The 19,185-nt window shown below is 55.5% G+C and carries 16 protein-coding genes, 1 pseudogene and 1 other annotated feature; of the genes and pseudogenes, 3 read left to right on the top strand and 14 right to left on the bottom strand.

Translation table 11 applies throughout. The annotated features are described in order from the left end of the window. Nucleotides 1-382 (bottom strand): integrase core domain-containing protein (locus tag ACGVWT_RS16690; RefSeq protein ID WP_394427388.1); only part of this gene is annotated, 382 nt, incomplete at its 3' end. Between the two features lie 607 nt (nt 383-989). Between ACGVWT_RS16690 and ACGVWT_RS16685 the strand changes: the two genes are divergently transcribed. The 3 genes from ACGVWT_RS16685 to ACGVWT_RS16675 all read left to right on the top strand — a co-directional run bounded on the left by ACGVWT_RS16685 (nt 990) and on the right by ACGVWT_RS16675 (nt 5,352). Beyond that, nucleotides 990-2,218, top strand: a protein-coding gene (locus ACGVWT_RS16685; RefSeq protein ID WP_315472113.1) for an IS3 family transposase whose coding sequence is annotated in 2 segments (ribosomal slippage) — nt 990-1,278 and nt 1,278-2,218 — 1,230 coding nt in all. Because the reading frame shifts where the segments join, the coding sequence is not laid out codon by codon here. Beyond that, nucleotides 1,271-1,387, top strand: a sequence feature (AL1L pseudoknot). Its footprint overlaps the gene before it by 117 nt. A gap of 613 nt (nt 2,219-2,831) precedes the next feature. Continuing rightward, nucleotides 2,832-4,253, top strand: a complete 1,422-nt coding sequence (gene wzx / locus ACGVWT_RS16680) for an O-unit flippase-like protein (RefSeq protein ID WP_394427385.1) — start codon at nt 2,832-2,834, stop codon at nt 4,251-4,253. Nucleotides 4,254-4,365: 112 nt separating this feature from the next. After that, complete coding sequence (locus tag ACGVWT_RS16675; protein ID WP_315472115.1) at nt 4,366-5,352, top strand: glycosyltransferase family 2 protein; 987 nt, start codon at nt 4,366-4,368, stop codon at nt 5,350-5,352. Between the two features lie 247 nt (nt 5,353-5,599). Here the strand turns inward: ACGVWT_RS16675 and ACGVWT_RS16670 are convergent, their stop codons facing one another. The 13 genes and pseudogenes from ACGVWT_RS16670 to ACGVWT_RS16610 form a co-directional block, all read right to left on the bottom strand. Further along, nucleotides 5,600-6,469: an NAD-dependent epimerase/dehydratase family protein gene (locus ACGVWT_RS16670; RefSeq protein ID WP_315472116.1), complete on the bottom strand. Its 870-nt coding sequence runs from the start codon at nt 6,467-6,469 to the stop codon at nt 5,600-5,602. 3 nt (nt 6,470-6,472) lie between these two features. Next, the gene (rfbC, locus tag ACGVWT_RS16665; RefSeq protein ID WP_315472117.1) at nt 6,473-7,024 is read right to left on the bottom strand and encodes a dTDP-4-dehydrorhamnose 3,5-epimerase; all 552 of its coding nucleotides are present in this window, start codon (nt 7,022-7,024) and stop codon (nt 6,473-6,475) included. Nucleotides 7,025-7,037: 13 nt separating this feature from the next. Next, nucleotides 7,038-8,369: a lipopolysaccharide biosynthesis protein RfbH gene (gene rfbH / locus ACGVWT_RS16660; protein WP_315472118.1), complete on the bottom strand. Its 1,332-nt coding sequence runs from the start codon at nt 8,367-8,369 to the stop codon at nt 7,038-7,040. A gap of 12 nt (nt 8,370-8,381) precedes the next feature. After that, nucleotides 8,382-9,470 carry a CDP-glucose 4,6-dehydratase gene (rfbG, locus tag ACGVWT_RS16655; RefSeq protein ID WP_394427392.1) on the bottom strand — a complete coding sequence of 363 codons (1,089 nt, stop codon included), beginning with the start codon at nt 9,468-9,470 and terminating at the stop codon, nt 8,382-8,384. After that, entirely contained in the window at nt 9,464-10,234 is a 771-nt protein-coding gene (rfbF, locus tag ACGVWT_RS16650; RefSeq protein WP_315472120.1) for a glucose-1-phosphate cytidylyltransferase, read from the bottom strand. Before rfbF ends, rfbG begins: the two co-directional genes overlap by 7 nt. Before the next feature lie 12 nt (nt 10,235-10,246). Beyond that, the gene (locus tag ACGVWT_RS16645) at nt 10,247-10,936 is read right to left on the bottom strand and encodes an NAD(P)H-flavin reductase (RefSeq protein WP_315472121.1); all 690 of its coding nucleotides are present in this window, start codon (nt 10,934-10,936) and stop codon (nt 10,247-10,249) included. 132 nt (nt 10,937-11,068) lie between these two features. Then, nucleotides 11,069-11,236: pseudogene (locus ACGVWT_RS16640) on the bottom strand (2Fe-2S iron-sulfur cluster-binding protein); the annotation flags it as partial. A gap of 362 nt (nt 11,237-11,598) precedes the next feature. After that, complete coding sequence (locus ACGVWT_RS16635) at nt 11,599-12,543, bottom strand: GDP-L-fucose synthase (RefSeq protein ID WP_315472122.1); 945 nt, start codon at nt 12,541-12,543, stop codon at nt 11,599-11,601. 1 nt (nt 12,544) lies between these two features. Further along, the gene (gene gmd, locus ACGVWT_RS16630; RefSeq protein ID WP_315472123.1) at nt 12,545-13,609 is read right to left on the bottom strand and encodes a GDP-mannose 4,6-dehydratase; all 1,065 of its coding nucleotides are present in this window, start codon (nt 13,607-13,609) and stop codon (nt 12,545-12,547) included. Nucleotides 13,610-13,702: 93 nt separating this feature from the next. Next, the gene (locus ACGVWT_RS16625; RefSeq protein WP_394427376.1) at nt 13,703-14,959 is read right to left on the bottom strand and encodes a glycosyltransferase; all 1,257 of its coding nucleotides are present in this window, start codon (nt 14,957-14,959) and stop codon (nt 13,703-13,705) included. Further along, nucleotides 14,884-15,672 (bottom strand): WecB/TagA/CpsF family glycosyltransferase, encoded by a 789-nt coding sequence (locus ACGVWT_RS16620; protein WP_315472125.1) that lies wholly within the window; start codon nt 15,670-15,672, stop codon nt 14,884-14,886. The genes ACGVWT_RS16625 and ACGVWT_RS16620 overlap by 76 nt, the downstream gene beginning before the upstream one ends. A gap of 51 nt (nt 15,673-15,723) precedes the next feature. Continuing rightward, nucleotides 15,724-16,953, bottom strand: a complete 1,230-nt coding sequence (locus ACGVWT_RS16615; protein ID WP_315472126.1) for a hypothetical protein — start codon at nt 16,951-16,953, stop codon at nt 15,724-15,726. Between the two features lie 20 nt (nt 16,954-16,973). Beyond that, the gene (locus ACGVWT_RS16610; protein ID WP_315472127.1) at nt 16,974-19,169 is read right to left on the bottom strand and encodes a polysaccharide biosynthesis tyrosine autokinase; all 2,196 of its coding nucleotides are present in this window, start codon (nt 19,167-19,169) and stop codon (nt 16,974-16,976) included. Nucleotides 19,170-19,185 lie beyond the last annotated feature (16 nt).

Genomic DNA, 19,185 nt, shown 5'->3' with positions numbered 1-19,185 from the left:
CGCGAACGGCGCACCCGTCATACCCGTTATGCTGCTCGGCGAAGGGGGTCCCTTTTGGACGCCGATAGGGGGTCCTTTTTGGACGCCGATTGACATGGTCGTTCAGGCACATGTCGCGCCAGCGAGCATTTAATGATTCCACAAAGTCATTCTGCTGCGGTTTGCCCGGCGCGATATAGTGCCACTCGATGCCGGCATTTGCCGACCAGGCTAGGGCGGCCTGACTGGTGAGTTCGGTCCTATTGTCGTGGATCGCCATGCAATACAGTTCGCGACACTCGGCAATGACGATGAATTCGCGCAGGAGATGCCGGTCTGACAACGAGGTATCGACGATGCGGGCCCAGGCACTCCCATTGCAATCGTGGATAACGTTAAACACGGGAAACCGTCAGCCGCAGGCCAATGCATCCGACATGAAGTTGAGCGACGGTTGGGCTCCTGCGGAGCCGTCATCGTTGATCGAGTACCCAGCGCACATTTGCGACCGACGCGCTTACCCATCGTCAGCCACTCATCGCGATAGAGTCGGTACACCTTTCTTTAGGTTTATGCTCCTGCCCTCACGCCGCAGCATCGCGATGTACGGATCAGATCAGCTTTCTTCGGTAGGTCCTTTTAACTTGACACGTCCAACATCGGGCTCCGCCAGCAACTTCTTTAGTCACCAGTTCTCGTCTTCTAGCGTTCGTAAGCGCGCTGTCTCTGATCGGTCATGCCGCCCCGTTTAACCTTTTAGTTGTAGAACGTCGCGCCGTTGCTGCTATGCTTTCGACACAGCTCGGTGGTTTTTACTCCAGACTTATGTTCGCACAGCACGCCCATGATCAAAACGGACTCGCCGTATTTCTTGCCTTGATCTGATGAGCTAACCTACCAATGGTATGATTTCAGGAAGCACGTCACATTGATCCAGAACGCAACCAAGAGCGCAACTGAACCGTCCCGGGTTTGTCGGAGGCTCCAACTCCTGAGAAGGTGGAGCCTGCATGAGCAAGACGACGAACAAGTTTGCGCCTGAGGTCCGCGAGCGAGCGGTACGGATGGTGCTGGACCACGAGCGCGATCACCCATCGCGATGGGCAGCGATAGTTTCTATTGCCGAGAAGATCGGCTGCGTTCCGCAGACGCTGCATGAGTGGGTAAAGAAGGCGGAGGTGAACAGCGGCAAGCGCGCTGGCGTTCCGACCGATGTCGCTGACAAGATGAAGGCGCTGGAACGCGAAGTCCGCGAGCTGCGACAGGCCAACGAGATCCTCCGCAAGGCATCCGCATATTTTGCCCAGGCGGAGCTCGACCGCCCGTTCCGGCGATGATCGCCTTCATCGACGATCACCGTAAGGCCTATGGGGTCGAGCCGATCTGCCGCGTCTTGCCGATCGCCCCATCGACGTATTTCGAGCGTGTCGCGCAGCGGCAGGATCCAATGCGCCTGTCGGCGCGGGCGCAGCGGGATCAGGTTCTCAAGCCCGAGGTGGCGCGTGTGTTCGCCGAGAACTTCGCGGTCTACGGCGTCCGCAAGGTCTGGCGGCAGATGATGCGCGAGGGCTTCCCGGTCGCCCGCTGCACCATCGAGCGGCTGATGCGCGATATGGGTCTACAGGGCGTGATCCGGGGCAAGCCGGTTCGCACGACGATGAGCGACAAAGCAGCGCCGTGCCCGCTGGATCACGTCAACCGCAGGTTCTACGCGCCAGCGCCGAACATGCTGTGGGTGTCGGATTTCACCTACGTCGCTACCTGGGCGGGGTTCGTCTATGTCGCCTTCGTCATCGACACTTACGCGAGACGCATCGTCGGCTGGCGAGCGAGCAGGACAGCGCATGCCAGCTTCGTCCTCGATGCTTTGGAACAAGCGCTTCATGACCGCCGGCCGGCCCATCGAAGCGGTCTCGTCCATCATAGCGACCGTGGGTCGCAATACGTCTCCATCAAATACACCGAGCGCCTCGCCGAAGCCGGGATAGAGCCATCAGTTGGCAGCGTCGGCGACAGCTACGACAACGCTTTGGCCGAGACGATCAACGGCCTCTACAAGGCGGAGGTCATCCACAGGCGAGGACCTTGGCGCAGCTTCGAAGCCGTCGAATATGCCACGCTCGAATGGGTCGACTGGTTCAACCATCGTCGCCTGCTCGAACCCATCGGCAACATCCCGCCTGCCGAAGCCGAAGAGCAATATTATGCTGCCGCGGACATCATCGATATGGCAGCGTAACTCACAACCCATGGCCTCCGGCAAACCCGGGGCCGTTCAGTCGTGGGGCGGCGAGGCGCCGAACAGGGCCTGGATCCTCTGGCGTTACCCGTTAGAGGACAACCTCATGCAGGATCGGGCCGTTTTGACCAGCGCTGCGGGTCGGCGCATATCTCACGTCGCCGTGATCAGGAGCAGACCTATAGCGAATGCATGGCTTATGACGTAAAGGTGCTTCCCTTGCGGCTGTAGGGGCAACAATCGTGGGCAGCCCTGATCGCAGTTGCCGTGGCGCTAGTAGACAGTATGGCTCGATCTCCGCATCTGCTGGCTAAGGGTGAGACGCCGGGGCGAGTTCTTAATCACCTCGACGGGGCGTCGGCTTGTTAGCACGCATGGGCTATGTCTCGGCACGCGGCTCGCGTCGGCGAATCAACACTCTAGGGCTATGAGCTAAAACTGCCTAATTGGCTCTAAGGCTAATCACTTACCCCCTCCAGCCCTATGCCTTTCAGAACGTCGATCCAATGAATTTATTCGATAATAATATAGATCGGTCGACGCATTTTAGTTCATATAAATTTAATTCTATAATAATTTCGGCCAATTCCGATTAGATTAATTATAGAAAACGGTGGGCGCGGGCCATAAAACGGAAACGGTAATGTCACGAGTAAAATCATTTTATGATAATATGATTTATGCTGGACGGTCAAGATTGGTAAAACAGCGCCGCTTCATTATTGGATTTGTGGCTCAAGCGCTGCAATATGGTGCATCGCTGATGCTGCTGCCATTTCTGGGTAGTAGGTTGTCATCCTCCGAAATTAGCGTGTGGTATCTACTGATAACTATACAGGGTTTAGCTGTCATAGCCGACTTTGGGTTTGGTGGATCTTTTGCTCGCGGTATTGCGACCGCCATGGCGGGAGCTGACCGCTTACAGGAAAAAGGATTTGTTGAGCGGCGTTGCGATGCGCCAAACTCTCAACTCATCGCCGATCTCATCAATGCAGCAAGGTCGTGGTATGCCCTGTTGGGGTTGGCGGTCTTTGTCATCATGACAACCATTGGTCTAACCTATGTGTTGAACGTAACCGCTGGTTCCCACCTCGATACCACGGATGTTGTCATGACATGGTGCGTTATGGCGTTCGCTACCGCGCAGTCGATGTACTTCTCATGGGTCAATCCGATTCTTGTTGGTGCGAATCGCATTGAACAGGATCTCATCAGCCTGATCATCGGCAAGGGGGGAAGTGCGCTGCTCGGCATCGGCGCGCTCTTGGCAGGAGGCGGAATGCTGTCTCTGGCGATATCGCAACTGATTGCGCTGGCATGCGGTCGCTTAGCAGCTGCCATATTCCTACGTCCGATTACCCGCAGCCTGCCTAAAGTGCCTCATGATCGGACCCGTACCTGGGCATTGCTTAGGATCATCGCACCGAATGCCACCCGCTCTGGTGTGGCATCGCTGTCTGGTTTTCTGATTACCCGCTCGAGTGTGTTTGCGGCGACCAGTTTCGTTGGGCTTGCTGCGGGGGGGGGGTATGCCATCACCCTGCAACTCCTCAGCGCCGTAATGCAGGTGTCTCAGCTGCCTGTGCAGTTCACTATGCCCCGCCTGGTCGCCCTCCAGGCAAAAGGCGATGGTCTGACCCTCCGGCGCGAGGCTATCCAACTGTCTGGTATTTTCATACTTCTTTTTTTATTCGGAGCGGCGTTTTTAGCCACGATAGTACCAGCAATTTTCGCCCACATTGGCCGTAGTATTACGTTATTACCTACGCCGTTATTGCTGTTTTTGAGCATCGTGATGCTATTAGAGGGATTGCACGGGGTAAGTGCTTTCATTCTCACAACAGGGAATAAGATTCCCTTTTCTCGCGCTGCGGTGCTATCTGCAGTTGCCGTAGCGATAGGAACAATTTTCGCCGGATGGCAGGGATGGGGAATTGGAGGAATCATCGCCGTCCAAGGACTTGTGCAGCTAAGTTACAATAATTGGCGTTGGCCATTGATGCTACTACAGGATACGCGCCTCGCGAAGGCATAAAGTCGACCGTATCCTTTTGCATGTTAATACCAGTGCCAGCGTAACGTTGGAGATAAATGTGATACTTACAGACCCGCAGTCGTTTCCCACTTATGCTCCACCAGCAATGTTGATGGCCAAGGGTGACGACGATCGTATACCCGACCTGTCGATTACAATTCCGACCTTCCGACGTTTTCAAATGTTACGCGAGACAGTGGAAAGCGCCATTGCACAACGGTCGTCACGGGTTATCGAGATCGTTGTCGTCGACAACGATCCGGCATCGATTGATGCTGACCGATTGATCGCGGAGTTGCCACACGTAAAACAGGCCAATTTTCGTTATTATCGAAATAGCGAAAACATCGGCATGACGGGTAACTGGAATCGCTGCATCGAACTCGGTCGTGGCCATTGGCACACGATGTTGCATGATGATGATCTACTTGATCCCGATTTTTCGGAAGCTATGCTGATGGTGCTTAGCGCGAATCCCCATATAGATGGGATCGCCTGTCAGAAACGCAACCTTGATCAGCGGAAAACGCTTGGTGAAAAACTCATCCAGTATGAGAATGGCTCACATCGAGTGCTTCATAACATAAAGCGGAAACTGATTGAATTCAGGCGTTATGGCCTGTCCGATCATCGTCGCGTAACGCCGCAAGCCTTATTTTGGGGCAACCCAATTGGTAATCCGATCGGTTTTATCTGCCGTAAGGCAGACGCGATCACCATCGGAGGATATGACGAATGTGATTATCCTGCGGCGGACCATTTGTTCTATGCGCGTTTCTGCCAGCGATTTCATCTGGTTCAAGATCGTCGAGCATTTGCAAGCTATCGCATTGCTGTAAACGAGACGCTGGGGGAGCCGGTGATTCGCGCCATGGTCCTCAGCACGCATCGTTTACAAGAGGAATATGTTGGGACGGGGGTTCCACTGTGGTGGCGTCATCTAATCCCGTTGAATACCGCGTGTGAAATCCAACGCTGGAACACGTTTTGGAACGTAAGCATAGATCGCCGTGCTATAGAGAAAGAGATTAAGACAATATTGCCTTACCCTAGAAAGTACTTGTACAATATAATTCGTACCGTACTCGGGGGAGTTTGAGCTAGGTATATATGTCCGAGTTGCTGTTTGATCAGAAAGCTGGCACACCGCCTCCCGCAGACAGCCACGTTCACGCTCTCCTGGCAATAGTGGCCCGATCAACGCATTTTTCGTCTATCAATTGGTGCCGCTTGCCCGCTCTTGTCGTCCGAAGGGCAGTGATCAGTCCCGGCATCACGCTGTCAGGCACTTACTAGGAATGCATGGGGGTAATAGACCATTATCACTGACGGGATCAGTTTATCAATCAGGTGGATATCATTGCCGGCAGAGCCTCAGCCAATGAGCGCTGTGGTCGCCAGTCCGGCAGGATCTTTTTGCTGGGATCAGTGGGAACCATCACTTCCCGATCACGATACGGTCTTCCACCAAAATTTACATTCAATGACAAAGCCAAAGCTTGTTCTACCTTGGTCACCAGACCGCGAAGTGTCTGTCGTTCCCCACTGACGAACCAGTCCTCCGCCAACGGATCCGGTGTGGTGATCAATCGCTGTCCCGCCGTCATGAAGGCGGCGACCACATCATCAACGTGCGTAAGATCAACAATCTGCTCGCCAGGCGACATATCCAGCACTTCACCGCTGCGGGCTGCATCTAGAAGGATACGAATTAGTTTGCGACGTGGATCGCCGGGACCATAGGTGTCAAAAAGTCGCAGTGATACGACAGATAAAGCCTCAGCGTCCTGATAATACGTCAGGATAGCGTCAAAAGCTTGCTTTGTTGCGGCGTAAAGATTGACAGGCAGTGGCGCTCCCGTTTCGGCAAATTGCCACGCTGTACCGGTGTTAACTAGGCGCCGACAGCCTGTTCTTACCATTGCTTCTACCAACTGCAATGGGAAGACGATGTTCGCCGTTGCAAGATCCTCTGCCTGCTCCGGCGTATGGGTGGCCAGGAATAGTGAGGCCAGATGGAACGTCACGTCAGGTTGCACATCCGACAGGATCGCCTGCAAGCGTTGTTGCGAGCCATCTAGCCAATGTATTTGCGCCGGGTGAGGTGGTGGCGTCGTTCGCGCTAGTGCGTGAACCTCCCATCCCGCTCGGGCCAAAACATCGACCAGATGGCCGCCGATGAAGCCGGTTGCACCAGTAACGAGCGCACGTGGCATGGATCAGTCCTGCGCAAATATGAAAGGAGTGTCGAAATCGCCAAAGGCTGGGTGTGACTTATCGCGCTTTGACAAAACGGGATCAGTCGTTGGCCAGTCAAAACCTATACTATCCCAAGCGATACCTGCATCGTATTCCGGTGAGTAAACGCTGGTAACCTTATAATACATACCGCTTGTTTCACTCAACGATACAAAACCATGGGCACAGCCAACCGGAAGATAAAGTCCCCGGCCGTTTTCGGCACTTAATTCGAAACTGAGCGCTCGTCCGAAGGCCGGAGATCCTTTGCGAAGATCGACTACGACATCCAACACTCTGCCGGTAAGGCAGAAAACCATTTTGGCGTGCGCAGCCGGCGGAAGTTGGAAATGCATGCCGCGCACCACGCCCTTTTTTGAAAGGGTGAAGTATTCCTCCGCCCAATCGGTGCGCAGCTTTGCATCTTCAAACAAGAGAGCGTGAAACGTTTTGGTGAACGCGCCACGTTCATCGCGGAGTACCGTTGCCTGAAGAACGTGGCAGCCTGGTATTTCGGTGTCCTCCACCAACATCGTCACAGCGTCCTCAGAAATTCAGCCCGAAGAATTCTTCGAGCTTCTCGCCGACATAATCGAAATGCTCCTGGCCCAGGGCCGGGAAGAGGCCCAGCCAGAAGGTGTTGTTCATGATCTGATCGGTGCGGGTCAGGTCGCCGACGACGCGATAGTTGACGTGCTCGAAATAGGGCTGACGCGTCAGGTTTCCGGCGAACAGCAGGCGCGTGCCGATCTTGTTCTGGTCGAGGAAGCGGGTCACATCGACGCGCTTGGTGTCAACGCCATCGCGCAGCATCAGCGGATAGCCGAACCACGACGGGTTCGAATTCGGCGTCGCTTCCGGCAGGATGAAGATCTCCTCCATGCCCTTCAGCCGCTGGGTAAGCAGGTCGAAGTTGCGGCGACGCGCCTCGACGAAACCCTCCGCACGATCGAGCTGGGCAAGGCCGCAGGCAGCCTGCATGTCGGTGATCTTCAGATTGTAGCCCAGGTGGCTATAAACGTACTTGTGGTCGTAGCCGAAAGGGAGCGAACCGTGTTGCTGGCCGAAACGGCTCCCGCAGGTGTTGTCGCAACCCGGCGCGCAATAGCAGTCGCGGCCCCAGTCGCGGATGCTCTCGATGATCGGCTTGAGTTCCAGCGACTGGGTGAAGACCGCGCCGCCTTCGCCCATCGTGATATGGTGCGCGGGGTAGAAGCTGACCGTTGCGACATCGCCCCACAGGCCGACGTTCTTGTACTGGCCGGTCTTGGCGTCGAAATAGGTGGCGCCGAGCGCGTCGCAGCAATCCTCGACCAGCCACAGGTCGTGCTCGTCGCAGATGCGCCGCACTTCGGCGAGGTTGAAGGGATTGCCGAGCGTGTGCGCGATCATGATCGCGCCGGTCTTCTCGGTGATCGCCGCCTCGATCAGGCTGGCGTCGATATTGTAGGTCGGCACATCGACATCGACGAACACCGGCACCAGGCCGTGCTGAATCGACGGGTTGACCGTGGTCGGGAAGCCAGCCGCGACGGTGATCACCTCGTCCCCCGGCTTCAGGCGACGATCGCCGAGCTTGTGGCTGGTGAGGCACGATAGCGCGAGCAGGTTAGCCGACGACCCCGAGGTGGTGGTGAGCACGAACGGTGCGCCGAGCAGCTTGGCGAGGCCAGCCTCGAATTCGGTGTTGAAGCGGCCCGTCGTTAGCCAGCCGTCGAGGCTGGCTTCGACCATTAGTTCGATCTCGGGTGCACCGATCACCTTGCCGGCGGGCGGGATCACGGTTTCGCCGGGGACGAAGGGGCGGGGTGCGAACTGGGCGTCGGCATACTGGGTCACCAGCGCGCGGATCTGCTTGCGAAGGTCGTCAGCGGTCATCGATCTGTCTTTCTATGCGGCGTGGGCGAGCGGGGTGCGGACGAAGCGCTCCAGCTCGGCGTTGCAATGGTCGTGCATGTCGGCACCGGACAGCCAGGCTCGATGCCAAGCGACGATGCCTTCCAATGTCTCTCCGAGCGACCAGCGCGGGCCCCAGCCGAGGCCGGCGCGCGCCTTGGAGATGTCGAGCTTGAGGTAACGCGCCTCGTGCGGCTGGACGCTGTCGTCGTGCGTCCAGCCCGCATCGTCACCCCAGGCTACGCACATCCGCTCGACGATCCACTGGACCGGGCGGGCATCGTCGTCGCGCGGCCCAAAATTCCAGGCTTCGGCGGCCGTCTGCGGATCGTTCCACAGCGCCTGGCACAGGACGAGATAGCCCGACACCGGCTCCAGCACATGCTGCCAGGGTCGGATCGCCAGCGGGTTGCGGATCAGCACCTTGTCGCCATCGGCGATCGCGCGGAGGATGTCGGGGATCAATCGATCGACCGCCCAGTCGCCCCCGCCGATGACGTTGCCGGCGCGGCCCGATGCGAGCGCGACCGTGCTGCCCTCGCCGAAGAACGAGCGGCGATAGGCGGACACGACGAGCTCGGCGCAGCCCTTGGAGTTGCTATAGGGGTCGTAGCCGCCCATCGGCTCGTCCTCGCGATAGCCCCACACCCATTCGCGGTTTTCATAGCATTTGTCGGTGGTGACGACGCACACCGCACGCACGTTGGCCGCCTTGCGCACCGCCTCGAGCAGGTGCACCGTGCCCATGACGTTGGTGGCATAGGTGCCGACCGGATCGTCGTACGAAGCGCGCACCAGCGGCTGCGCGGCCATGTGGATGACGATCTCGGGATCGGCCGCGACCAGCGCGTCTTCCAGAACCTCGCGATCACGGATGTCGCCGATGATCGAGATCATGCCGTCGGCGACGCGTGCGACGTCGAACAGCGCCGGGCGGGTGGGCGGCGTCAAGGCAAAGCCAGTGACCTGCGCCCCCATCTGTTGGAGCCACAGCGCCATCCAGCTGCCCTTAAACCCGGTATGACCGGTCAAAAAGACACGCTTGCCAGCCCAGAACGAAGCATCGACGGTGCCGCTCACCATACGCGCCATGGTGCCTTCTGACTATCCCAAAGCTTCTCGAGGTGTTGCTTGTCACGCAATGTGTCCATCGGTTGCCAAAAGCCGTGATGCTCGAACGCCATCAACTGACCATGCTCAGCAAGATTACGCAGCGGCTCCTGCTCCCACACCGTCGCATCGTCCTCGATATACTCCAGAACTTTGGGATCGAGAACGAAAAAGCCGCCATTGATCATGCCGCCATCCCCCTGCGGCTTCTCGAGGAAGTTTGTGACCTGCGCCTCGTCCATCTGCAAGGCGCCGAAACGTCCAGGGGGATAAGTCGCCGTCAAGGTCGCGGCCTTTCCATGTGCGCGGTGGAAGGCAATCGATGCCGTGATATCAATATCGCCGACGCCGTCACCGTAGGTGAATAGAAAGAGTTCTTCATCCCGTACATGCTCAGCCACTCGCTTGAGCCGACCGCCAGTCATGCTGTCATCGCCAGTATCCACTAGCGTCACACGCCAAGGCTCCGCGCGCTTCGTATGGACGATCATTTCGTTGGCGCGCATGTCGAACGTCACATCGGACATGTGAAGGAAATAATTGGCAAAATACTCCTTTATTATATAACCCTTATAACCGCAGCAGATCACAAAATCGGTAATACCATGTGAGGCGTATATTTTCATAATATGCCATAAGATCGGTCGCCCACCAATCTCAATCATGGGTTTGGGGCGCAAACTGGTTTCCTCGGCGAAACGCGTGCCGAGACCACCTGCTAGGATAACTGCCTTCATTCTTGTCCTATCTCAGTTCGAGCTGACGAACGCATCGGAGACGAAGCGGCGTGGAGGCAATCCGAGTGCGCTCAGGGCGTTACGTGCCGATGCGATCATTACGCTGGAGCCGCAAGCATAAACTATGGTGTCGGTAGGATCGACGCCATCGTCGATTGCTGCCTCGTGTACGTACCCTCGTCTACCGGCCCAATTGGGATCACCCCCGGATAGCAAGTGATGAAAGCCGATATTTAGTCCAAGGGAGACGGGGTCCCAGCAGAAATTCTCCGCCTCGCGATTGCCCCAAAACACGCGAATGCGCTGATGCGAGCTCGCCTCGCGGTCAACAGCCATCTCTTCCAATAGGGCTTTGACCGGAGCAATTCCCGTGCCCGTCGCTAGGAACAGGATGTTCTTCGATTCTGAGTTCCGACGGAAAAAGGTGCCGAATGGTCCTTCGAGGCGGATCAGATCATTCGGCTTGGCACGTTCGAACCAGAACGAACTTAGATGCCCGCCGGGATATCGCTTTATGATCAATTCAAGTAAGTTATCACTCCGAGGCGAGTTGGCAAGGCTATAGCTTCGGCGAACGCCATCGGCGATAACATCAATGTATTGACCGGCAACAAAATGTAATGGCGTGGCCGGCGGGGTCTTCAAGACAACACGGACGATTTCCGGGGCTAATCTGTCCATCAGAACAATACGCGCAGGCATCGTTCGTATCTCTATACCAGCCAAGCGGTCTAGCGGTTCAAGATCAAGTAAAATATCACTTTCTGCTGACCGGCAACAGGTCAGAATCATTCCGTCTAGAACGTCTTTTTCTGTAAGACTTTCGTCTTCGGAGCGTAGGACGGCGGATTTTCCTGCAAGCAACGGTGCTTTACAAATTCCACAACGACCTGTGCGACAGCTATACTCCAAGGTTATTCCTGCGGCTTGGGCGGCCTCAAGGATCGAAACCGCGGGGTCCGCGAGGAAGGACCGACCGTTGCTGAGAGTGACCGTGGGCATGACTGGTACGCGGATAACGATTTTTGCTATCTAGTCCAGTATTGGCGCGTCACCTTCTAGTGAGGTCGCACCCGCCTTGCACGCAACTGCCCGCGCCTGCTCATGCCCGTTTCGCTAAATATATCACGCACCCCCCCCCCTTTTTTTTATTGAAAGGAGGTATAATAGGATTATTTTATATTACGATTTCAATCGCACAAATAATCTGCGAAAGCATTAAATATAATGCGTCAAAGTAGACACCGAAATAAGATCAACGGGCTCAAGCTTTCGATTAAGGCAAATGACGTTTGTTGTAATTTCAGAGATGTTATTGTCCTGTGTTTGATAAATTATATTAATTCAAATTAAATGGAAATAGATCAATGGGATGAGATGCGATAGTTGCCCTGTTTGAACGCCTGGTAACTGAGGGCAATCCCATCGCGAAGCGAGACGGATGGCTCCCATCCAAAACTAGCAAGTTTGCTACTGTCCATCAGTTTGCGAGGCGTTCCGTCTGGTTTGGACGTGTCGTAAATGATGGTGGCGTCATAATCTAAAACGCTCATGACAAGCTTGGTTAAATCAGTAATAGATATATCTTGTCCTGACCCTATATTGACATGGCCCGCATCAGAGTACATTTTCATCAGATGCACGCAAGCATCTGCACAATCGTCGACGTACAAAAATTCACGCATTACTGTCCCGGTTCCCCAGACGACAACATCACCTTTTTCCGCTTTGGCTTGATCGACTTTGCGGATTAGCGCGGGCATGACATGGCTTGATGACAAATCAAAATTGTCTCCAGGTCCATAGAGATTGGTCGGCATTGCGGAAATAAAATCAGCGCCGTACTGGCGACGAAAGGCTTGAGTAAGTTTTATTCCGGCAATCTTCGCAATTGCATACCATTCGTTGGTGGGTTCAAGCGAACCGGTTAGCAATGCTTCCTCGACAATGGGTTGCGCAGCATATTTGGGATAGATGCAACTTGATCCTAGGAATAGGAGCTTTTCCACATCAGCCCGATGAGCGCCCGCAATGATGGCGGTCTCAATCAGCAGATTGTCGAGTAGGAAGTCGGCGGGATAGCTATCATTGGCTACGATTCCGCCGACTTTTGCAGCTGCAAGGAAAACGGCGTCCGGGCGGTTGGCTTTCATCCAGTCGCCCACGGCGACCTGATTACGTAGATCGACCACCGTACGGTCGACCGTTAAAATCTCACAGTCTTCGGACTCCAGACGCCGTACGATCGCAGAACCCACCATGCCGCGATGTCCAGCGACCCATACTTTTTTGCCCTTGAGTGCGTACATGTCAGGCTCCCTTGCCAATGGGAGCGGTCTCCATGATCTTTAGGTCGGCCTGCACCATTTCCCGCGCGAGATCGCGCGGCGACGTGTCATGCCGCCAGCCCAGTTTGTCCAATGCCTTGGAAGGGTCTCCAATCAGAAGATCCACTTCGGTTGGTCGGAAATAGCGTGGGTCGATCGCAACGAGCAGCCGGCCTGTATTGGCACAATACCCCTTTTCGTTGGCATCTTCGCCTTCCCAACGCAACGCGATGCCGACATCTTCGAACGCCCATTCCACGAAGGTCCGAACTGTCGTGGTCTTTCCTGTTGCGAGAACGTAGTCATCGGGTTGATCGGCTTGCAGCATCATCCACATGCCGCGCACATATTCGCGAGCATGTCCCCAATCGCGCTGGGCATTCAGGTTGCCGAGATACAATCGGTCCTGACGACCAAGAGCAATAGCTGCTGCAGCACGAGTTATCTTCCGAGTCACAAAGGTTTCCCCACGAAGTGGGCTCTCATGATTAAATAGAATGCCATTCGATGCGTGCATTCCATAGGCTTCACGATAGTTAACAACGATCCAATACGCATAAAGCTTTGCTGCTGCGTAAGGAGAGCGGGGATAGAATGGCGTGCTCTCCCGCTGAGGGACTTGTTGAACTAGTCCGTATAATTCCGATGTTGATGCCTGATAGAATCGGCAAGTTTTCTCCATCCCGAGAATACGAATTGCTTCAAGTAATCGCAGCGTTCCGATGCCGTCAGCGTTAGCCGTATATTCCGGTGTTTCAAAGCTGACTTGGACGTGGCTCTGTGCTGCTAGATTATAGATTTCGTCTGGCTGAGTCTCTTGAACCAAGCGGATTAGGTTCGTCGAGTCCGTCATATCCCCGTAGTGGAGCGAGAGACGGGGATCCTCGACATGTGGATCTTCGTATATGTCTTCGATACGGCCCGTATTGAAGGAGGAGGAGCGGCGCTTAAGCCCATGGACCCGATAGCCCTTCTCAAGAAGCAATTGCGCCAGATAGGCGCCATCCTGACCCGTTACGCCAGTAATGAGGGCTGTCTTTTTATGCATGATTTTGCTTGATCCTGTACCGGTCGTCAGCGTGTCGAAGTTGCGACGTTCATAAGGGCAAAAAGGCGAAAAACGGTAGTGGCGTGATGCCCATTAATAAGGGTCAGGCATTGCTACCATCTCGTGATAAATTTCTGTTAACATTGCAAGATTTCGCTCTGGGGAGAGTTGGCTGAGGTAGCGCTGACGCGCCCGAATGCCCATTTGCTGCACACCAAGTGGGTTTTCCACCATTTCGTGAACAACACGGCGCAGGTCTTGTGCGTCACCGGCTATGAAATGTCGACCTTCGATGCCGTCATCCAGTAGATCTCGCAGACTGCCAATGGCCGCTGCGATAACGGGAACGCCGAGCGCCATGGTCTCCACCACCGTCATGGGAAACCCCTCGTACCAAACGGATGGAACGATCAAAAATGACGCATTTGCCATCTGGCGGAGCACCGCTTGACGGTCCAGCTGGCCGATGAACGTTGCGTTGGCCGGAGCCTTGGCGACAAGTTGTGCGCGTTCCGGCCCGTCGCCGACGATCCGTAAAGGCAAGTCGATACCTTGCCAAGCATCGATCAAAGTGCTTGCGCCCTTCTCAGGACTAAGTCTGCCAACGAACAGGGCGTAGGCTTCTCCGTCTGCCGCAAGGGGGTCGGCGGCAGGGTGGGGGTCAGCAATGAAATTTGGCTTTATGCGAATTCGGGCAGGCGGTAGGCCTGCGGCGATCATGCGCGTTCGAGCAAACTCCGTAAGCGCTATGAAGCGGGTGACCTTGTTGTGCCAAGTGCCAACCTGACGATGATAGCCAATCATGGCAGCCACGGCCGCCGAACCTAATCGTGATTTGCGGTAACAGGCATGTCGCACCGCATGGAGTAGATTGCCTCCGATGCACGCCTCGCATGGTCGACCCTCGCGGAATAGTAGCCCATTGGCACAAGCGAGACGATAATTATGCAGCGTCATGACAACCGGCACATTCTCATCGCGACAGGCATCGAAAATACTGGGGCTAAAGCGGGGAAAAAAATTGTGGACGTGAACAATGTCGGGACGATTTGCGCGTAGTTTTTGTCGCACAAGTCGGCGCGATGTCGGGTTATATGCTGTGAATAGCGCAGCCTGCGCCTGCTTTACGACACCCCCGATGTTATCGTTTGTCAGGATAAGAGTATCTACAGCGTAGCCAGCTCGCGCCAGCAGATCGTGTTCTGCCGCGACGACAGTGTCTTCGCCGCCTTGTTGCTGGTAGCGGTTGTGGAGCAGAAGTATTTTTCGCGGGATCATTGCGTGACTGACGATTTCTCGCGCATCACATGCCAGACGAACTTGGGGGCCATGATGAGGTAACGCCGCCATAAGCGGCGTGGTTCGCTTGCAAGACGATGAAGCCATTCCAGTGACAAGCGGCGCATCACCACCGGTGCCCGCTTGACCATACCGGCGTGAAAGTCGAATGCCGCGCCGACTCCAAGCAATGTCGCACCAGGCAGGTGAGCCACATGGTCGCGCATCCAATATTCTTGTTTGGGCGTGCTGATGCCCACCCAGACGATCTGGGCCCCGGATTCCCGGATCATACGCGTTGCGGTATCATCCTCTTCGGGAGTCAGAGGACGGAAGGGGGGGCAGTAGGATCCCGCCACCTGAAGCCGGGGGTAGCGCGCCTTCAGTCGCTCAATCAGCAGCTCAGCAACCCCTTCTTTTCCACCGTAAAAGAAGTGCTTAAAGCCTTCATCTTGTGAAGCGTCGCACACTGCATCCATCAAGTCTGCACCGCAAACCCGCTCGATATCTCTAAATCCGCGCGAACGGGCTACGATGACCAGAGGCATGCCGTCGGGCGTAACCATCGCAGCGCGGCGCTGGATGTCCATCATGTCCGGATGGTCGATGGCGTGCATGATGCCATGAACGTCACGGACGCAGACGTATTGTGACTTACAGGAACGAATGGCGTTAAACACCGTACCCACGGCCTGTGGCATCGTCGTCCGGCTGACTGGAACGCCAAGAATGTCAACTGTCGGGAGCACCGGATGCTCTATGATATCGCCATCAGTCGCAGTCATATCATACAACCTTTAAGCTGGGGAGCATTGGTAGTGAAAAGAACCATACGTTCAGCGTATCGACATCTGTGTAATCCGAATATCGTCAATCCAAGGCATAGTTCCCCCCCCCGAACCATCAAGCGACGCATGCATGATGACTTGGATGAGCTGGCCTTTGCAGCCCGGAGGCACGATAACGCTCCCTGTCATGGATGTGCCACGTTCCGTAGCAGTCGGGAACGGCAGATCGATCAAAACTGTCTTGTCGGGGATCAGGCAGGACAAGACCAGCCTTGGCCGATCGATCCTGTCTGGCGCAACACTGCCGGCAATCGCTGTCAATCGGTATGCTCCTGGCGGTAAGTCCAGAACCTGTCGAGCTGCTTCGCCTTGTTCACCCGCTTCGGCAGAGAGGAACAAGGCATGACCCGATCCTACACCGCCGGGCTGTATTATTCCGCTGACCCCTGCACTTTCAGTCAGGTTCCAATCGAACGGCGGAAGATTACCGACATGTTCGAAGTCGCCTCCCCGTATCGGAGCTGTCGCTTCGGTTGGCCCCCGAACTGTGCCATACAGTGAGAGCGCGGCCTTTGTCTTGCCAGCATCGCTCAAACGCTTCATCGCAGAGATCAGATATGTCCTTTCTGTCGGCACATCGGCCCGCAGCTTTAGGGCGAGGACTACTTTAGGCAGGATAGCTTGGGCATTTGGGCTGGCAAGGAAGTAATCCATGGCGGCGGGCCACCACAAGGGCCGTCGCGCTAGCATACGAGCGAGTGGATCCCCAACGGCAGGCGACGCCGCAGCTTGGCTCAATATAGGAAGAAGCAGCGGACGCGTATTTTCTGAGACGCTCATTGCCCGGTCGTAGTGTATCAACGCCTGATCCACTCTTCCACGTTCAACCGCATTCTCGATGAGCCAAAGTTGCGTCGGAATGTTACGCCTCGATAGATGTTCGGAATAAGCGAACAATTGTTCCGCACGAGTGGTCTGATTGCGTAGAGCTGCAATAGTACCCATCGCGACCACTGCATCGACGCTAACTGCCTCACGGCGCAAGGCGGCACGGCTAAGTGCGACGATATTGTCACCGTTTGCTTTGGGATCATCGGCAATCTGGAGCAATGCCAAAGCGGCTTCGCCGGCAGAAGTCCGATAGCCCAATGCGAATGAAATAGCAGGTGCCCTGCGTGCCATGACTACCGAAAGTGTGACTGCACATGTCAGCCACACAAACAGGATGGCAGCGATGCCTCTGATAAGTTGCGGGACTTTTCCCGCGGTCTTAGTCATTGCTCCTACCGCAGGCCGGATCATTTCCGCTGTTCTGTGGCTTCACCATAGCCATAGCCATAGCCATAGTTATAGTCATATCCGTAATGTGCGCGTTTCGCATCAAACTTGGTTAGGATCACCCCGACCAGCGCCGTTTTGGTCGCGCGTAGTCGGCTGAGAGCCACCAGCACCATCCCCTTTTGGGTGCTATGTGATTCGACCACATAGACCATGCCTTCCACCTTGGTTCCTATTAGCGGAGCATCGGCAAGACCCATGACAGGCGGAGAATCAATAACGATATTGTCGAATTGATCGAGCAACTCAGCCAATAGATGTTCGAACCGGTTTCCGATCAAAAGGTCGGGCGCGCTGGGCGGCAGCGGACCAGATGTCATAATGCTGAGGTTCTCGTGGCCGCTTGGGCGGACCAACGATTGCCAATCTTCATCGCCCGCAAGGAAGTTACTCAGGCCATTGCGATTTTCGATGCCCAAAAGATGATGAACGGAGGGCGAACGCATATCGCCATCAACGAGGAGAACGCGACGAGACAAACGTGCCATCGACAAGGCCAGGGCGAAGGCGCTTGTTGATTTGCCCTCCGCGGGACGCGTACTCGTGATCGCGATGCTTCGAGGCAGACCATGGTCCGTGCTAAAGGAAAGATTCGTTTGAATTGACGTATAAGCTTCGCTGATCATCGATTTACGATCATCAAGCAAGGATAACGGCGCGCCAGTTAGAATCTTGGGAATCGTGCCGAGTAGCGGCAGATGCAGCTCACTCTTTATCTCGTCAGGATCCGCTATGCCTTGGTCGATCTGTTCCATTACCCAAGCCGCACCGACGCCAATCGCAAGGCCGGAGATTAGGGCAATAAGGAGATTGATGGCGAGCTTAGGGCTAGACGGTGATGCCGGGACCTCGGGCGAGTCAACTACTGATATGTTATTCGTTCCGACACCACCTGCAATACCGATTTCTTTATAGCGCTGCAGCAATGCATCGTAGAGTTGGCGATTTGTATCGGCGTCTCGCTGGTAGATATTATACTGAATGCTTCTACGGCGAAGATCTAGTACATCTGTCTTCATGTCGTTGACACGACGTTGCAAGGCATTTTCCCGCGCGACGCTCGCATCATAGGTCTCACGGAGTGAGCCACCCACACGACGCTCTTCACGTCCAATGGCCTGATCAAGTTGTGCGATCTGGTTCTGAAGTGCTTTGGCAGGGGGATAATCGGGAGCAAACTGCGCCATCATCTTGGCGTAGTTGCTCGCAAGCTCGGCCCGCTGTTGCCGCAAGGAGCCGAGTGCCGCATTCTGGAGGGCCTCTGGCGTCTGGCCCGCGGCAATGCCTAGGCGGCTCGCTGCCTGAATACGATCAGCACGGGCGCGTGCCAATTCCTGATTAAGGGTGGCGAGATCGTCGCTCGCAAGCGAACGTTCCGGGGTGTTGCCCGTGGTTGCATCGGCGGGGGCACTTGGCAGATTTATGATGCCTTCGCGCGCCGCATATCCTACCAGGCGGCGTTCCGATTCATCGATGCGTCGCCGCAGGTCGCTTAGGCGGGTTTCCAGAAACTGACGTGCGTATGCGGTGGTACCGAAGCGACGTTCCAAGGTCATCTGGATAAAGCTGGAAGCCCAGGAATCTATAACCCGTTTTGAAAGAACGGCATTCGGGCTGGTAAATCCGATCGTCACCAGACGGGATTGGCGCTCATGCTCAACAGTGAAATGATTAAGTAAGATTTGACCGGCAATCCGTATGCGGTCGGCCCGCGATGGCGCATCGGGACGTATCCGGCCATTGTCAAACCAGTCCTTTCCGGTGCCGAATGCGGCAAAGAACGCAGGATCATCTTGCAGGCGAAGGTTGGTTGCGACACGCTCCGCCAAGCTTCGTGCGATCAGAAGACCATATTGCGTCTCATAAAATTCTTGGTCGATAGCAGCTGACCTAGCGTCGTCTCGTACGTTGACAAGACCGCTATTCTCGCGCTGAATCTCGAGTGTGCTTTCTGCATGATACATGGGTGTCATCAGCAACGTGACGACTAAGCCCAGCGCGAGGGCTATCGCGATACTTGCAAGAATGACCCATTTGCGCCGACGCGCGATTGACATCACCTGTGTGACTAGAGGCCGAGCATTAGGCTCCAAGCTCCCTCCCTGTGGGAAAGAAGGGGTAGAGAAGCCATCGGATAGCGCGTTATTGATGTTCACCTGAGGACCCTTATCG

This window comes from Sphingomonas sp. S6 (assembly GCF_043498045.1).
In the GTDB taxonomy this organism is placed as follows: domain Bacteria; phylum Pseudomonadota; class Alphaproteobacteria; order Sphingomonadales; family Sphingomonadaceae; genus Sphingomonas.
The sequence above is the reverse complement of the archived record's forward strand: the minus strand, read 5'-3'. Positions and strand labels throughout refer to the sequence as shown.

Coding starts and splice junctions, on each gene's coding strand:
- ACGVWT_RS16675 (WP_315472115.1), top strand. CDS start 4,366: ATGGCCAAGGGTGACGACGATCGTATACCCGACCTGTCGATTACAATT.
- ACGVWT_RS16670 (WP_315472116.1), bottom strand. CDS start 6,469: ATGCCACGTGCGCTCGTTACTGGTGCAACCGGCTTCATCGGCGGCCAT.
- rfbC (WP_315472117.1), bottom strand. CDS start 7,024: ATGTTGGTGGAGGACACCGAAATACCAGGCTGCCACGTTCTTCAGGCA.
- rfbH (WP_315472118.1), bottom strand. CDS start 8,369: ATGACCGCTGACGACCTTCGCAAGCAGATCCGCGCGCTGGTGACCCAG.
- rfbG (WP_394427392.1), bottom strand. CDS start 9,470: ATGGTGAGCGGCACCGTCGATGCTTCGTTCTGGGCTGGCAAGCGTGTC.
- rfbF (WP_315472120.1), bottom strand. CDS start 10,234: ATGAAGGCAGTTATCCTAGCAGGTGGTCTCGGCACGCGTTTCGCCGAG.
- ACGVWT_RS16645 (WP_315472121.1), bottom strand. CDS start 10,936: ATGCCTGCGCGTATTGTTCTGATGGACAGATTAGCCCCGGAAATCGTC.
- ACGVWT_RS16635 (WP_315472122.1), bottom strand. CDS start 12,543: ATGTACGCACTCAAGGGCAAAAAAGTATGGGTCGCTGGACATCGCGGC.
- gmd (WP_315472123.1), bottom strand. CDS start 13,609: ATGCATAAAAAGACAGCCCTCATTACTGGCGTAACGGGTCAGGATGGC.
- ACGVWT_RS16625 (WP_394427376.1), bottom strand. CDS start 14,959: ATGGCGGCGTTACCTCATCATGGCCCCCAAGTTCGTCTGGCATGTGAT.
- ACGVWT_RS16620 (WP_315472125.1), bottom strand. CDS start 15,672: ATGACTGCGACTGATGGCGATATCATAGAGCATCCGGTGCTCCCGACA.
- ACGVWT_RS16615 (WP_315472126.1), bottom strand. CDS start 16,953: ATGACTAAGACCGCGGGAAAAGTCCCGCAACTTATCAGAGGCATCGCT.